This window comes from Microcystis sp. M083S1 (assembly GCF_020246405.1).
Lineage (GTDB): Bacteria > Cyanobacteriota > Cyanobacteriia > Cyanobacteriales > Microcystaceae > Microcystis > Microcystis aeruginosa_C.
This window is the reverse complement of sequence record NZ_JADBTB010000166.1, coordinates 1-13,899: the sequence shown is the minus strand read 5'-3', so window position 1 is coordinate 13,899 and position 13,899 is coordinate 1. Positions and strand designations below refer to the sequence as shown.

The 13,899-nt window shown below is 44.8% G+C and carries 12 protein-coding genes and 1 pseudogene; 10 read left to right on the top strand and 3 right to left on the bottom strand.

Features of this window, described 5'->3' with window-relative positions; translation table 11 throughout:
* Positions 1–298 precede the first annotated feature (298 nt).
* A complete protein-coding gene (locus tag IM450_RS15515; RefSeq protein ID WP_002738864.1) occupies positions 299–628 on the bottom strand; it encodes an NAD(P)H-quinone oxidoreductase subunit M in 330 nt (109 codons plus the stop codon).
* A 231-nt stretch (positions 629–859) separates the two neighbouring features.
* On the opposite strand from IM450_RS15515, the gene rpsO reads away from it, so the two are divergent.
* The 6 genes from rpsO to IM450_RS15485 all read left to right on the top strand — a co-directional run bounded on the left by rpsO (position 860) and on the right by IM450_RS15485 (position 5,626).
* Positions 860–1,129 (top strand): 30S ribosomal protein S15, encoded by a 270-nt coding sequence (gene rpsO, locus IM450_RS15510; RefSeq protein WP_002738807.1) that lies wholly within the window; start codon positions 860–862, stop codon positions 1,127–1,129.
* Between the two features lie 24 nt (positions 1,130–1,153).
* Positions 1,154–1,618, top strand: coding sequence for a PAM68 family protein (locus tag IM450_RS15505; protein ID WP_002804136.1), 465 nt, complete (start codon positions 1,154–1,156; stop codon positions 1,616–1,618).
* A gap of 58 nt (positions 1,619–1,676) precedes the next feature.
* Entirely contained in the window at positions 1,677–2,732 is a 1,056-nt protein-coding gene (aroF, locus tag IM450_RS15500; protein WP_002739223.1) for a 3-deoxy-7-phosphoheptulonate synthase, read from the top strand.
* Positions 2,733–2,797: 65 nt separating this feature from the next.
* The gene (locus tag IM450_RS15495) at positions 2,798–3,451 is read left to right on the top strand and encodes a Uma2 family endonuclease (RefSeq protein WP_287664752.1); all 654 of its coding nucleotides are present in this window, start codon (positions 2,798–2,800) and stop codon (positions 3,449–3,451) included.
* 7 nt (positions 3,452–3,458) lie between these two features.
* The gene (locus IM450_RS15490) at positions 3,459–4,115 is read left to right on the top strand and encodes a Uma2 family endonuclease (RefSeq protein WP_287664750.1); all 657 of its coding nucleotides are present in this window, start codon (positions 3,459–3,461) and stop codon (positions 4,113–4,115) included.
* A 155-nt stretch (positions 4,116–4,270) separates the two neighbouring features.
* The gene (locus IM450_RS15485; RefSeq protein WP_287664748.1) at positions 4,271–5,626 is read left to right on the top strand and encodes an SUMF1/EgtB/PvdO family nonheme iron enzyme; all 1,356 of its coding nucleotides are present in this window, start codon (positions 4,271–4,273) and stop codon (positions 5,624–5,626) included.
* A gap of 69 nt (positions 5,627–5,695) precedes the next feature.
* Here IM450_RS15485 and aspS read toward each other — a convergent pair whose 3' ends face one another.
* Positions 5,696–7,483 (bottom strand): aspartate--tRNA ligase, encoded by a 1,788-nt coding sequence (gene aspS, locus IM450_RS15480; RefSeq protein WP_106908149.1) that lies wholly within the window; start codon positions 7,481–7,483, stop codon positions 5,696–5,698.
* Between the two features lie 357 nt (positions 7,484–7,840).
* Between aspS and IM450_RS15475 the strand changes: the two genes are divergently transcribed.
* The 4 genes and pseudogenes from IM450_RS15475 (at position 7,841) to IM450_RS15460 (ending at position 12,099) form a co-directional block, all read left to right on the top strand.
* Positions 7,841–8,623, top strand: coding sequence for an aldolase/citrate lyase family protein (locus tag IM450_RS15475; protein WP_287664745.1), 783 nt, complete (start codon positions 7,841–7,843; stop codon positions 8,621–8,623).
* Between the two features lie 247 nt (positions 8,624–8,870).
* A complete protein-coding gene (locus IM450_RS15470) occupies positions 8,871–9,002 on the top strand; it encodes a DUF2281 domain-containing protein (protein WP_308417776.1) in 132 nt (43 codons plus the stop codon).
* Between the two features lie 24 nt (positions 9,003–9,026).
* Positions 9,027–9,347 (top strand): annotated as a pseudogene (locus IM450_RS15465) (IS30 family transposase); the annotation flags it as partial.
* A gap of 31 nt (positions 9,348–9,378) precedes the next feature.
* Entirely contained in the window at positions 9,379–12,099 is a 2,721-nt protein-coding gene (locus tag IM450_RS15460; RefSeq protein WP_287664756.1) for a valine--tRNA ligase, read from the top strand.
* A 69-nt stretch (positions 12,100–12,168) separates the two neighbouring features.
* Here the strand turns inward: IM450_RS15460 and IM450_RS15455 are convergent, their stop codons facing one another.
* Entirely contained in the window at positions 12,169–13,605 is a 1,437-nt protein-coding gene (locus IM450_RS15455; RefSeq protein WP_287664743.1) for an NADP-dependent isocitrate dehydrogenase, read from the bottom strand.
* Positions 13,606–13,899: the final 294 nt, after the last annotated feature.

The following is a 13,899-nucleotide window of genomic DNA, read 5'->3' as shown; positions in this document are numbered from 1 at the left end:
TTAAATATTGGAAGAAAGGTAGTCGGAGAGGCCGCCTTTAGCGGGAATCCGATAGAGAGGTTCGTAGTTAACCCAGTACGGGTCAAAGCGTACAAAGCTAATTCTAGATGCAATATTTGCGTACAGAATTAGTAACTATTAGTACGGCTCAAATTTTACGCGAATACATTAAGCGACTACCAAAACCAAAAGAGTAACAGGCAATTCTTCGCTCACCCCAAGGAGTGAAACTCCTCATTGCCGCGGTGGAACTTCCCCACCCCCCTAGGTCTCCGGGTGGGGACTGACGCGGAATCGTTCACCCTAATTTCGGTAAACCCATACTATAGTTCTGCACTCTGGCGTTGAGATTATAGCTAATTTCGCCTTTTTGCAGGAGAGAACGGATAAAATGTTCTAGATCTGAACCGATGCGACGGAGATTATATTCGCTCAATTCTTCCCCATTGTAGGATTCTACCAATTCATCAAACTTACTATAAACCTTATTGAGAGCCACTTCTTCCCAATTAAATTCATTATCGGGATCCACATCAAGAGTCAAGACATTGTTACTCTCGATTAATTGATTATTTTTTACTTCAGCCGTATAAATGCGAATATGACGGGTCGTAGATTTTAACAGCATGGAATCTTTAGGGTAAGTTAGACGCTATGTCTAAGATTTTGCCATGATTCGCGGCAATGGGGAATTGGGAATTATAAATTATGAATTATGAAGTGGGGAGTGGCAAGTGGCAAGTGGGGAGCGGGGAGAATAAATAAGAATAATCTCCTGACTCCCGAACAATGTTTACGGATCGACCAGAAACGTGATACTATAATAGATTGCAGTATTTAAGCAGAGATCACGAGTCCTATGGCCTTAACCCAGACCAAAAAACAAGAACTAATCAGCCAATACCAGGCCCACGAAACCGATACAGGATCATCGGAGTTACAAGTAGCTTTCTTAACCGAGAGAATCAACCAACTGACCGAACACCTGAAAGCTAACCCGAAAGACCACGCTTCCCGTCGGGGATTACTCCAGATGATCGGTCGTCGTCGGGGACTGTTAACCTATATCCAGAAGAAAGATCAACAACGTTATCAAACCCTGATCGGTCGTCTCGGAATTCGCCGTTAAGCTTACCCCCTTTGCATCCCTACCATGGCCCCTGAATCGAAATCGACGGAGAAAAAAGAGCGTCTTCCCTTTGAGCCGCGCCAAAATAAGCGAAAAACCCCGAAAATTGCCCCTAGTCCCGTACCACCGCCGATAAAAAATCGCTCCGAGGAAACCAGCTTAAAGGCAATTCCCCAAGTGGTCAGTCAACGGATGGCCAAACGCATGGCGGTATTTTGTGGCCTGCCGACGGCACTGGGGATAACTTCCTTTTTTGGCTTCTACTGGATTATTAGCCACGATCTTCTCGAAATCCCTTCCTACGTCGCCATGCTCGTCAGTTTAAGCCTATTTGGTCTAGGTTTTATCGGTCTGAGTTATGGCATCTTCTCCGCTTCTTGGGATGAGGATCGGGTGGGGGATTGGCTAGGATGGCAAGAATTTCAAGCTAATTTTGGCAGAACGATCGCTGCTTGGCGGTCCGGCAAAAAAGAAGTGGAAGAAAAATAGACAACCGCTAGAAATCGTCAACAATAGAGATTAAAGGAAAAAATAAAGGGTTAATGCCATGATTATTGTCATGAAAGTTGGTTCCCCGGAAATTGAAATCGAGCGCGTCAGTGCCGAATTCGAGGCATGGGGATTAAGTCCTGAAAAAATCGTCGGTAAGCATAAAGTTGTCATCGGTTTAGTCGGAGAAACCAGGGAATTAGACCCCCTACAAATCCAAGAACTAAGCCCTTGGATCGAAACCGTCCTGCGAGTCGAACAACCCTTCAAACGTGCCTCTTTAGAATACCGTCACGGGGAATACAGCGAGGTTTTAGTCCCCACTCCTAACGGTGTTATCCCCATCGGCAGAAATCATACCGTTAGCATTGTCGCCGGCCCCTGTTCGGTGGAAAATGAGGCGATGATCGTGGAAACTGCCAAACGAGTGGCGGCAGCCGGAGCGCAATTCCTCCGGGGTGGTGCCTACAAACCCCGCACTTCTCCATACGCTTTCCAAGGTCACGGGGAAAGCGCTTTGGAATTACTAGCGGCGGCTAGAGATGCCAGTGGTTTGGGTATTATTACGGAAGTAATGGACGCGGCGGATCTCGATAAGATTGTCGAAATAGCCGACGTGGTGCAGGTGGGGGCCCGCAATATGCAGAATTTTTCCCTCCTGAAAAAAGTTGGGGCGCAACCGAAACCAGTCCTACTCAAGCGCGGCATGGCGGCCACTATTGAAGATTGGTTGATGGCGGCAGAATATATCCTCGCGGCAGGAAATAGCAATGTTATTCTCTGCGAACGCGGTATCCGCACCTTTGACAGTAAATATACTCGCAATACCCTAGATTTATCCTGTATTCCCGTTTTAAGAACTTTAACTCACCTGCCGATCATGATCGATCCTAGCCACGGTACGGGTAAATGGGAATATGTACCGACCATGGCCATGGCTTCCCTGGCAGCTGGGGCCGATTCCTTGATGATCGAGGTGCATCCTAACCCGGCCAAGGCCCTATCCGATGGGCCGCAATCCTTGACCCCCGACAGGTTCGACCAGTTAACGCGGGAGTTAGCGGTCATCGGTAAGACGATCGGGCGTTGGCCCCAGGTTCCAGCACTGGTTTAATTAAGATGGTCAGGGGGTGAATCAACCCCCTTTTTTGGGCATAAATTTCGCTTTTCGGGGCAGTTATGGTGACAGTTCCTCTGGAGTTAAATACTGAGCAAATTAGGGGCGAAAAACGGGTAGTTTTTAATCATCTCAGTTGGTTATCCTATCGGCAAATTTTACAAGCCCTAGGGGAAAATAATCGCGCCCATTTATTTTATGATCGTGGCACTTTAGAGATTACTATGCCCCTAGAAGAACACGAGTTTTATCGAGAATTAATCGGACGTTTTATCTATTTTTTGGTGTCCGAATTGGGTTTAAAAATTAAAAGTCTGGGTTCCACAACTCTAGCTAGGGAAGATTTAGAACGAGGGGCAGAACCTGACAATGCTTACTATATTCAAAATCAAGCTAAAGTGCTAGGAAAAAGAATTAATTTAACTGAAGATCCGCCCCCAGATTTAGTGGTGGAAGTGGATATAACCCACACGGATATTAATAAATTAGCACTTTATGCCCGTTTGGGAGTGCCGGAATTATGGCGTTTTAATGGAGAAATCTGGCGCATTTATCGGTTAGAAAAGGGGGTTTATCAGGAAGAAGAATTTAGTCCGACTTTTCCCCTAGTTCCCAAAACTAAACTCTATGAATTTTTAGCCACTGCTCAAGAGGATGAAGTTAAAGCAGAAAAGAATTTAAGAGCATGGGTTGTCAGTCAACTAGCTGAGAGTTGAGGTAATTATGGTGACAGTTCCTCTGGAGTTAAATACTGAGCAAATTAGGGGCGAAAAACGGGTAGTTTTTAATCATCTCAGTTGGTTATCCTATCAGCAAATTTTACAGGCCGTAGGGGAAAATAATCGCGCCCATTTATTTTATGATCGTGGTACTTTAGAGATTACTATGACCCTAGAAGAACACGAGTTTTACCGAGAATTAATCGGATTATTTATTCGGATTTTGGTGGTAGAATTGGGTTTAAAAATTAAAAGTATGGGTTCTACAACTCTAGCTAGGGAAGATTTAGAACGAGGAGCAGAACCTGACAATGCCTACTATATTCAAAATCAAGCCAAAGTGCTAGGAAAAAGGATTAATTTAACTGAAGATCCGCCCCCAGATTTAGTGGTGGAAGTGGATATAACCCACACGGATATTAATAAATTAGAACTTTATGCCCGTTTGGGAGTGCCGGAATTATGGCGTTTTAATGGAGAAATCTGGCGCATTTATCGGTTAGAAAAGGGGGTTTATCAGGAAGAAGAATTTAGTCCCACTTTTCCCCTAGTTCCGAAAACTAAACTCTATGAATTTTTAGCCACTGCTAAAGAGGATGAAGTTAAAGCAGAAAAGAATTTAAGAGCATGGGTTGTTAGTCAACTAGCTAAAAATAATTAACTAGGGTTTGCTGAAAAAGTTTGTTGGTGGGGTTAGGAGCCGGTCGTTAGGAGACAGGAGAATTAAGAATGAGTAATAATTAATTAAATGGTTTATTTAGAGATTTTCTGCCAGTTAATCTGGCTCTCCCCTACTTGTGGTCATAAGAAAAAGTTATGAAAAAGTCAGAGATTCAAATTTTCCTAGCTCACGCTAGTGAGGACAAACCAGCAGTTTTGGCACTGCATGAGCGCCTCAAGCAAGCGGGATATAAACCTTGGTTGGATAAAAAAGACCTGATTCCGGGCCAAAACTGGCGTTCAGTCATCCCCAAGGCGATCGCAGATAGTCAACTGTTCATCGCTTGTCTCTCCCAACGCTCGATTGCTAAACAAGGATTCGTGCAGCGGGAATTTAAAATGGCCCTCAATCAATATGCTGACAGACCGCCCAATTCAATCTACCTCATTCCGCTGAGATTGGATGAATGCGATATCCCCGACCTGCGACAGGAGGAGTATGGCTTGAACCTGCGAGACCTCCACTGGCTTGATTATTGGGAAGAAGACGGATTTGAGCAACTAGAAAGAGCAATTACCTATCAATTCAAGCTTGAACCGGAAGAGCCAAAAAAACCCGTAATCGTCACTCCACCGTTATCAGTATTTAACTTTGAGATCGTGCGAGTAAATGCTAAGGGTGAGCAAATTAACAAAGAGTCGAAACAGTCCCAATATTTCAGCGAAGATTTGGGCAACGGCATCACCCTAGAAATGGTTGCCATACCGGGGGGAACATTCCTGATGGGAACGGAAGATGAGGAAATCGAAAAACTGGTTAAAAAATTTAATTGGGAAGGATTTAGAAGGGAAAGACCACAACATGAAGTAACTGTCCCACCCTTCTTTATGGGTAAATACCCCATCACCCAAGCTCAGTGGCAAGCTATCGCCGCAACCGCTAAAATAGACATCGACCTAGAGACAAACCCTTCTAAGTTCAAAGGGGATGAGCTACCCGTAGAAAGTGTCAACTGGTATCAAGCAACGGAATTTTGTAAACGACTATCAAGGGAAACAAAACGGGAGTATCGACTACCGAGTGAAGCGGAATGGGAATACGCTTGTCGTGCTGGAACCACCACCCCATTCTACTTTGGGGAAACCATTACGGGGGAATTGGCCAACTACGATGCCAGTAATACCTACGCAGAAGAAGCGAAGGGAGAATATCGACAACAAACGACTCCCGTGGGACAATTTCCCCCCAATGCCTTCGGACTGTATGATATGCACGGCAATGTCTGGGAGTGGTGCGCCGATACCTGGCACGATAATTATGACGGTGCGCCGAGGGATGGCAGTGTCTGGACAGAAAATGGGGATGATAATCGTTCTCTTCTGCGGGGCGGTTCTTGGTACGACTATCCAGATTACTGCCGTTCTGCTTACCGCAGCACCTACAACCGCCGCGACAACAACAGCATCAACCTCGGTTTTCGGGTGGTGTGCGGTGCTGGGAGGACTCTGTAGCAGAAAAGAATTTAAGAGCATGGTGTCAACAGACTTTTAAAAATTAGGTGGGCAATGCCCACCCTAATCTTAGGATGGCGGTTTGTAGGTAGAAGCAACGGATAATTCTTTTAATTGCTTCGCTGCCACTGTTGAAGGTGCAGAAGTGAGTAAACAACTAGCTTGCTGGGTTTTCGGGAAAGCAATCACATCGCGAATTGATTCTTCCCCCGCTAACAACATCACCAAGCGATCTAAACCGTAGGCGATGCCACCGTGGGGAGGGGTTCCGTATTCAAAAGCTTCTAACAAAAAGCCGAACTTATTATAGGCTTCCTCTGGGGATAGACCGATGGTAGCGAAGACTTTTTCCTGTACTTCCCGTTGATAGATCCGCAAACTGCCGCCACCGATTTCAATACCATTAAAAATCATATCGTAGGCTAGGGCGCGAGCGTGGGCTAGATCGTCTAAATCTTCGGGATTAGGGGCAGTAAAAGGGTGATGCAATGCTTCTAGGCGTTTTTCCTCGGCGTTGTATTCAAACATCGGGAAATCCGTCACCCAGAGGAGGTTGATTTTCTCCGGATCAATTAATCCCAATTGTTCCCCTAAAACTAAGCGTAGGCGGGATAGGGATTTATTGACTGTATCGGTATCTCCTGCCCCAAATAAGAGCAGATGCCCCGGTTTTGCGCCAGTCTTCTCGATTAAAGCCTGTTTTTGTGCCTCTGTCAGGTTATCTTTAATCGCACCAATGGTATCAAAATCGTAGTCTTCGCGCACGCGGATGTAGGCAATTCCCTTCGCACCCGCATCGGTGGCTTCTTTGAATAAATCCCCACCCGGTTTGATTCTGACGTTAGAAATCGCCTCGTTACCGTTGGGAATCGGTAAAACTTTCACCGTCCCACCACTAGCGATCGCACCTGAAAACACCTTAAATCCCGAATCGGCAAAAATCTCCGCCACATTGACCAATTCCAAGCCAAAACGGGTATCAGGGCGATCGACCCCATAGCGATCCATAGCCTCAGAATATGTTAAACGGGGCAGGGGCAGGCTTATATCGATATTTTTGACTTTTTTGAAGATATGAGCGATTAAAGCCTCATTGAGGGCTAAAATCTCGCTTAAGGAGAGAAAACTCATCTCCATATCCAACTGAGTAAATTCTGGTTGACGATCGGCACGCAGATCTTCATCGCGGAAACAGCGAGCGATTTGATAGTAGCGATCCATTCCCGACACCATTAATAATTGCTTAAATAGTTGCGGTGATTGGGGTAAAGCGTACCATTGGCCAGGGTTGACACGGGAAGGAACCAGATAATCCCGCGCTCCTTCGGGAGTCGATCGAGTTAAAATTGGTGTTTCCACTTCGATAAAATGCTGTTCATCTTCGAGAAAACGGCGCATTTCCTTGACAACTTGGTGACGTAGTTGTAAATTATGACTCATACGCTCCCGGCGTAGGTCTAGATAACGGTATCGCAAGCGCACATCTTCCCGGACTGATTCACTTTCGGAACTGGAGACGACAAAAGGCAATTGTTTAGTCACCCCGTTGAGAATCTCGATGCTAGTGGCGTAAATTTCGATTTCTCCGGTGGCAATGCGCGGGTTAAGGGATTCGGGAGGCCTTTGACTGACTGTTCCCGTCACCTTGATGACATACTCGTTTCTGACGGTTTCAGCGATGGGGTAGGAAGCGGGGGTTCGTTGGGGATCACTGACGATCTGGACAATACCACTGCGATCCCGTAGATCAATAAAAATAACGCCACCGTGATCGCGACGGCGATCGACCCAACCGAAGAGGGTGACACTTTTTTCAATTTCGATCGCGCTAAGGTCGCCACAGTAGTGAGTTCGCATAGTCTAACTAGAGAATTACTTATATTACGAATGTAGTATAGAAAGGATGTGGCCAGAAAAAAATCAGACGGCCTTGTTCATTATGCCGGTATTTTGTCGCTCTTGTCCCTTTGTTTAGAGTATTTTTATGGTCTCCTAAGTAGCTGGTTTTAATTAAATTGAAGATAGATTTTGGGTTCGATCCCCCCTGCCCCCCTTGATAAGGGGGGATCGGCACCCCCTTAATCCCTCCTGAATAAGAGGGCATCTGACAATTTTTAACACCTACCTACTTAGTCCTCAGCTATCGGCTTTTCGCGGATCGGCTATAATCAACAAGGCTCATCTAGCAGTTACCGATTTTCAACGATTAAAATCATGAATTCCTTAGAAAAAAAAATGGTGCAACTGTTAAGAGAACTCAGGGAAGATCACCATGTTTCAGGGGTAAAAGCGGAATTCGAGACGGAAGGAACCCGACTGACGGAAGCGATGCGGTTGAAAGAAATTAGTCTGAAAGCGGGGGTAGATTTTAATCTGAAAATCGCCGGTTGCGAAGCGATCAGAGATATCTTTGATGCGGTTAATTTAGGAGTCGATCGCTTGATTGCTCCCATGGTAGAAACAGCCTACGCTTTACAAAAATATCTGCGGGCAGCTAGGAGGGTTTTAGCTGATCAAGGGGTGGAAGATGTGGAGTTATTAGTTAATATCGAAACGATTACAGCCTGTGAGAATTTTCAGGAAATGTTGGCGATTCCAGAGATCAAATCTCTCCATGGTATCGTCATCGGACGGATGGATTTAGCCTGTTCTTTGGGATTAACTCGCCGGGATGTCAATAGCGAGCAAGTTTTAGATCTGGCTTTACCTTTGGCAAAAAAAGCTAAGGCTGCCGGTTTGACTGTTGCCATTGGGGGTGCGGTGTCACTGCATTCTTTACCGTTTTTCAAAATGTTCTGCCAAGGACATTTTGACCGCTTCGAGACGCGCAAAGTTATCTTTGATTGTCCCCAAGCTTTGGATAATTTTAGTTTAGCTTTGCCCAAGGCGATCGAGTTTGAATTACTCTGGTTAGAGAATAAAAAAAATTATTATGGTGCTATTGTTGGTGAAGATGAAGAGCGTTTAGAAATCTTGCATAATTTACTTTTTGGTTAAAGATATTGGTCAGTTCTATCGACCGCTTAAAACCTAGGCAGCAAAGTTTACAGATGTGGACTTATTATGAATAACTTCTCTTAATTAGGGTTGGCTGAAAAAGTTTTTCGTGGTTGCAGGGTCTGGGGTGTGGGGTTTAGAATGCTTCAATTTGCGCTTGATGTTTGTGCCGACAAGGCTATAATATTGATAGCACCTACTTTTGTCCTAAAAACAATGGAATTATCCACCAATCCCTTGACGTTTAATCAGAGAAATTATCAATATTGATACAGAAATCTTACAAACACTTTCGACAATGCCAGATTCTCTAAAGCACGAACTTCTGCACTATGCCAAGTATCTCATAGAAAACCACTCAAAGGAATATATGGAATGAATGCCTTCAAGGAAATCAACCCTTGTCACCGAAAAACTTTTCCAAGAGATTCCCCCTGAACCAAGAAAAAGCTTTACTTGTGACAAGGTCAATGAATTTTGTGGACATCAAGAGTTGAGGCAGAAATTGGGAGCAGATTTTTATTTTGCTACTCCTTATCATTCTTGTGCGAGGGGATTAAACGAGCCTACTAATGGACTATTAAGACAATTTTTTCCCAAGGAAACGAATTTGAAAATCCTTAAGCCAGAGGAAATAGAAAGAGCCGTAAATTTGATTAACAATCGTCCTCGAAAATGTCTTGACTATCGTACCCCGAATAAGGTATTCTATGAGACTAGATAAGACAGTGATTAAATCCAGACTTGAATTGGCCATGACCTCGGAACTATCGAAGCAATACGATCCTAAGATCACAGAAACGAAATGGCAGCAATATTGGGAAAATCAAGAAATATTTAGAGCAAACCCCGAAAAAGGCGGCGAAACCTACTGTATAGTTATCCCTCCTCCCAATGTTACCGGTAGTCTCCACATGGGTCACGCCTTCGAGAGTGCCTTGATTGATACACTTGTTCGCTACAAGCGCATGACCGGCAAAAATACCCTCTGGCTGCCCGGCACAGATCACGCTAGTATTGCAGTACAAGCCATACTCGATCGCCAATTAAAAGCTGAAAAAACCGACCGTTATCAACTAGGAAGGGAAAAATTCCTCGAACGCGCTTGGCAATGGAAAGAGGAGTCTGGTAGTACCATTGTTAATCAACTGCGACGCTTGGGGGTATCCGTGGATTGGACGCGGGAACGTTTCACCATGGATGAGGGACTTTCCCATGCTGTCCGTACTGCTTTTATCAAACTTTATGAGGACGGATTAATCTATCGCGGTCAATACTTAGTTAACTGGTGTCCCGAATCCCGGTCGGCCGTTTCCGATTTAGAGGTAGAAAACAAGGAAATTGAGGGAAATCTCTGGTATTTTCGCTATCCTCTCAGCGATGGTAGCGGTTATCTTCAAGTAGCCACCACAAGGCCCGAAACCATGCTCGGTGATACTGGTGTAGCTGTCAACCCGCAAGACCCCCGTTATCGCCATTTAATCGGCAAAACCCTCACTTTACCGATAATGGGGCGAGAAATCCCCATTATTGCCGATGAATTGGTGGATACTGAATTCGGTACCGGTTGCGTCAAAGTTACGCCGGCCCACGATCCTAAAGATTTTGAGATGGGTAAACGCCATAATTTAGCCTTTATTAATATCATGAATTTAGACGGCAGTTTAAACGAAAATGCCGGAATATTCGCAGGTCAAGATCGTTTTGTTGCCCGCAAAAATGTCGTTAAAAAACTCGATGAAGACGGCTTTTTAGTTAAGATTGAAGCCTATCGCCATAGCGTCCCCTATAGCGATCGAGGTAAAGTTCCCGTGGAACCCCTTTTATCTACCCAATGGTTCGTTAAAATTGAACCTTTAGCCACAAAAGCTTTAACCTGTTTAGATCAGGAAAACTCGCCCCGTTTTGTGCCAGAAAGATGGACAAAAGTTTATCGTGATTGGTTAGTTAAACTAAAAGATTGGTGTATTTCTCGACAACTGTGGTGGGGTCATCAAATTCCCGCTTGGTATATTATCAGTGAAACTAACAACGAAATTACTAACCATACTCCCTTCGTCGTTGCCCCAGATGAAACCTCCGCTTTAGCCAAGGCCAAACAGGAGTATGGAGAGGATATAATTATTCAACAAGACCCCGATGTTTTAGATACTTGGTTTTCCTCGGGATTGTGGCCATTTTCAACTATGGGATGGCCAGAAAAAACCCTTGATCTAGACACCTATTATCCCACCACAACCCTCGTCACCGGTTTTGATATTATCTTTTTCTGGGTGGCCAGAATGACGATGATGGCGGGCTATTTTACGGGACAAATGCCCTTTAAAGATGTCTATATTCACGGTTTAGTTAGGGATGAAAACGGCAAAAAGATGTCTAAATCTGCCAATAACGGCATCGATCCCCTAATTTTAATTGATAAATATGGAACCGATGCTTTACGATATACCTTAATCCGAGAAGTGGCAGGAGCAGGACAGGATATCAGTCTGCAATACAACCGTAAAACCGATGAATCGGAATCCGTAGAAGCTGCCCGAAATTTTGCCAATAAAATTTGGAATGCTTCCCGTTTTGTCATGATGAATCTGGAGGGAAAAACCCCAGAAGAATTGGGAGAACCAGTTTTAAAAAATTTAGAATTAGCTGATCGCTGGATTTTATCTCGTTATCATCAAACAGTGCAAAAAACTAGAGATTATCTAGAAAATTATGGCATGGGGGAAGCGGCTAAAGGTCTATACGAATTTATCTGGCGCGATTTCTGTGATTGGTATATCGAGTTAGTGAAAACTCGTTTATGGAAGGATAAAGAATCGGTTTCCTGCGCTACAGCCCGGCAAACTTTGGCTTTTATCTTGGCAGGGACATTAAAATTATTACATCCCTTTATGCCCCATATTACCGAGGAAATTTGGCATCATTTAACCCAAGAAAATCAGCAAGTTTTGGCTTTAGAAACCTATCCAATAGCCGATAGTTCTCTGATCGATCTAGACTTAGAAAATACTTTTGAGTTATTAATAGAAAGTATTCGGGTGTTGCGTAATTTGCGGGCCGAAGCGGGGATTAAACCGGGAGCAACGATCACGGCAATTTTACAGACAGAAAACAGCCAAGAATTAGCTATTTTGCAACGCGGACAAGTGTACTTAAAAGACTTGGCCAAGATCGAAAACTTAATTTTGACGGACAAAATAACCGAGGAAGTCAATCAAGCGATCGCCGGTGTTGTCGCTACGGTAGAAATCCTCATCCCCCTGTCCGGATTGGTTGATATATCGGTATTGGCTGGGAAATTAGCGAAAAATTTAGCTAAGGTAGAAGGGGAAATCAAGAGTTTGAGCGATCGCCTGAGTAAACCTAGCTTTGTCGAAAAAGCTCCAGAAGCTTTAATCCAAAAAACGAAGCAAGCTTTAGCAGAGGCCGAAAAACAAGCCCAAATTCTCCAAGAACGCTTAAAACGCCTGCATTAACGGAGGCAGGGGTAATCTTGGGGATTTTCCGAAAAATAGGGCAGTTTTCAGGCTACCCTAACCGGAAAATTAATCGCCAAAATGGGAGATAATCGCGTCGGCAAATTCGGAACATTTCAGGGGAGGATTAACGGGAGGTTCCATCAGACGCGCTAAATCGTAGGTAACTTGTCGATTAGCGATCGCTGCTGCGATGCCTTTTTTAATCAAATCGGCTGCTTCTTGCCATCCCATGTATTCCAACATCATCACCCCGGAAAGAATCACCGAACCGGGGTTAATTCGGTCTAAACCAGCGTGTTTAGGGGCCGTGCCGTGGGTTGCCTCAAAAATAGCGCAAGTATCGCCAATATTCGCCCCAGGTCCCATCCCTAAACCACCCACGATCGCAGCTGCTGCATCGGAAAGATAATCGCCATTCAGGTTCATGGTAGCGAGGATCGAGTATTCATCGGGACGGGTTTGGATCTGTTGGAAGATACTATCGGCAATGCGATCGTTGACCATAATTTTATCTTGCCACTGCCCATTGCCGTGGGTTTCCCAGATAGCATCGAGAACACTGGTAACTTCTTGACAGATTTTAGCTTTTTTCTCGTCCGTGAGGGCATCATAACCCGGTTCCACCATGCGGGCGTTATCTTCGATGCTCAGATCGGGGTTTTTCTCCTTATTGCTCAGGATCCATGATTCCATCTCGGTAACGCACACATCCCGGAATTCACTTTTAGCTAATTCATAACCCCAATCCCGGAACGCCCCTTCTGTATATTTCATAATGTTACCCTTGTGGACGAGAGTAACTTGATTTTTCGGTTTCGGTAAAGTCAGCGCTCGTTCGATCGCCCGGCGGACTAATCTTTGGGAACCCGTCTTACTAATTGGTTTGATCCCGATACCCGCGTCGAGGGGAATTTGTTTTTTACCGTGTTCGGGAGTGGCGGGAATTAGTTCGGTGTTGAGATAATTAATCAGTTTATCGGCGATTTCCGTGCCTTGTTTCCATTCGATGCCCAGATAGATATCCTCGGTATTTTCCCGATAGACGATGACATCGAGTTTTTCTGGGGTTTTATGGGGGGAAGGGGTTCCCGCATAGTAACGACAGGGACGAACACAGGCATAGAGGTCAAAAATTTGCCGCAAAGCCACATTCAGGGAACGAATGCCGCCACCGATGGGAGTGGTCAAGGGACCCTTGATGGCCATACCATATTCTTTAATCGCTGTCAATGTATCTTGGGGCAGATATTGATAGGTCCCGTAGATTTCGCAAGCTTCATCGCCAGCATAGACTTTAAACCAATGGATTTTCCTTTGACCACCGTAGGCTGTAGCGATCGCCGCATCGATAACTTTTGCGGTTGCGGGCCAGATATCGACTCCCGTACCGTCACCACGAATGAAGGGAATGATGGGATCGTCGGGAACTAGAGGTTTTCCCTCAGAAAAAGTAATTTTCGAGCCTGTTGTCGGTGGGGTAATTTTTTCGTAGCTCACAGTCATGGGCTTCCAGAAACGGTATTTATCTATACGTTGGCAGTCTAGCGCCGTCAATATCTATGCTCAGGGATTTTGGGTAATTTCTTAAAGATTCCCTTGCTGGCATCAACTTCGTACCTCACCATTAAGATAACTGCTAGAGCTAAGTAGCTGGTTATAATTAGGGTTTGCTGAATAATGGTAAAAACCTTACAGGAAAGGGCTTTTAGCTTGATTGAGAGCTTCCCAAATGCACTTAAATCTGCTAGAATCTCTTAAAACCCTTGCATCACCCTTGCATCACCCTTGCATCTTCTC

Bases quoted from the DNA above. Each gene is read 5' to 3' on its own strand.
- rpsO (WP_002738807.1), top strand. From the start codon at position 860: ATGGCCTTAACCCAGACCAAAAAACAAGAACTAATCAGCCAATACCAG.
- IM450_RS15460 (WP_287664756.1), top strand. From the start codon at position 9,379: ATGACCTCGGAACTATCGAAGCAATACGATCCTAAGATCACAGAAACG.
- IM450_RS15505 (WP_002804136.1), top strand. From the start codon at position 1,154: ATGGCCCCTGAATCGAAATCGACGGAGAAAAAAGAGCGTCTTCCCTTT.
- aspS (WP_106908149.1), bottom strand. From the start codon at position 7,483: ATGCGAACTCACTACTGTGGCGACCTTAGCGCGATCGAAATTGAAAAA.
- IM450_RS15455 (WP_287664743.1), bottom strand. From the start codon at position 13,605: ATGACTGTGAGCTACGAAAAAATTACCCCACCGACAACAGGCTCGAAA.
- IM450_RS15515 (WP_002738864.1), bottom strand. From the start codon at position 628: ATGCTGTTAAAATCTACGACCCGTCATATTCGCATTTATACGGCTGAA.
- IM450_RS15485 (WP_287664748.1), top strand. From the start codon at position 4,271: ATGAAAAAGTCAGAGATTCAAATTTTCCTAGCTCACGCTAGTGAGGAC.
- IM450_RS15490 (WP_287664750.1), top strand. From the start codon at position 3,459: ATGGTGACAGTTCCTCTGGAGTTAAATACTGAGCAAATTAGGGGCGAA.
- IM450_RS15495 (WP_287664752.1), top strand. From the start codon at position 2,798: ATGGTGACAGTTCCTCTGGAGTTAAATACTGAGCAAATTAGGGGCGAA.
- aroF (WP_002739223.1), top strand. From the start codon at position 1,677: ATGATTATTGTCATGAAAGTTGGTTCCCCGGAAATTGAAATCGAGCGC.
- IM450_RS15475 (WP_287664745.1), top strand. From the start codon at position 7,841: ATGAATTCCTTAGAAAAAAAAATGGTGCAACTGTTAAGAGAACTCAGG.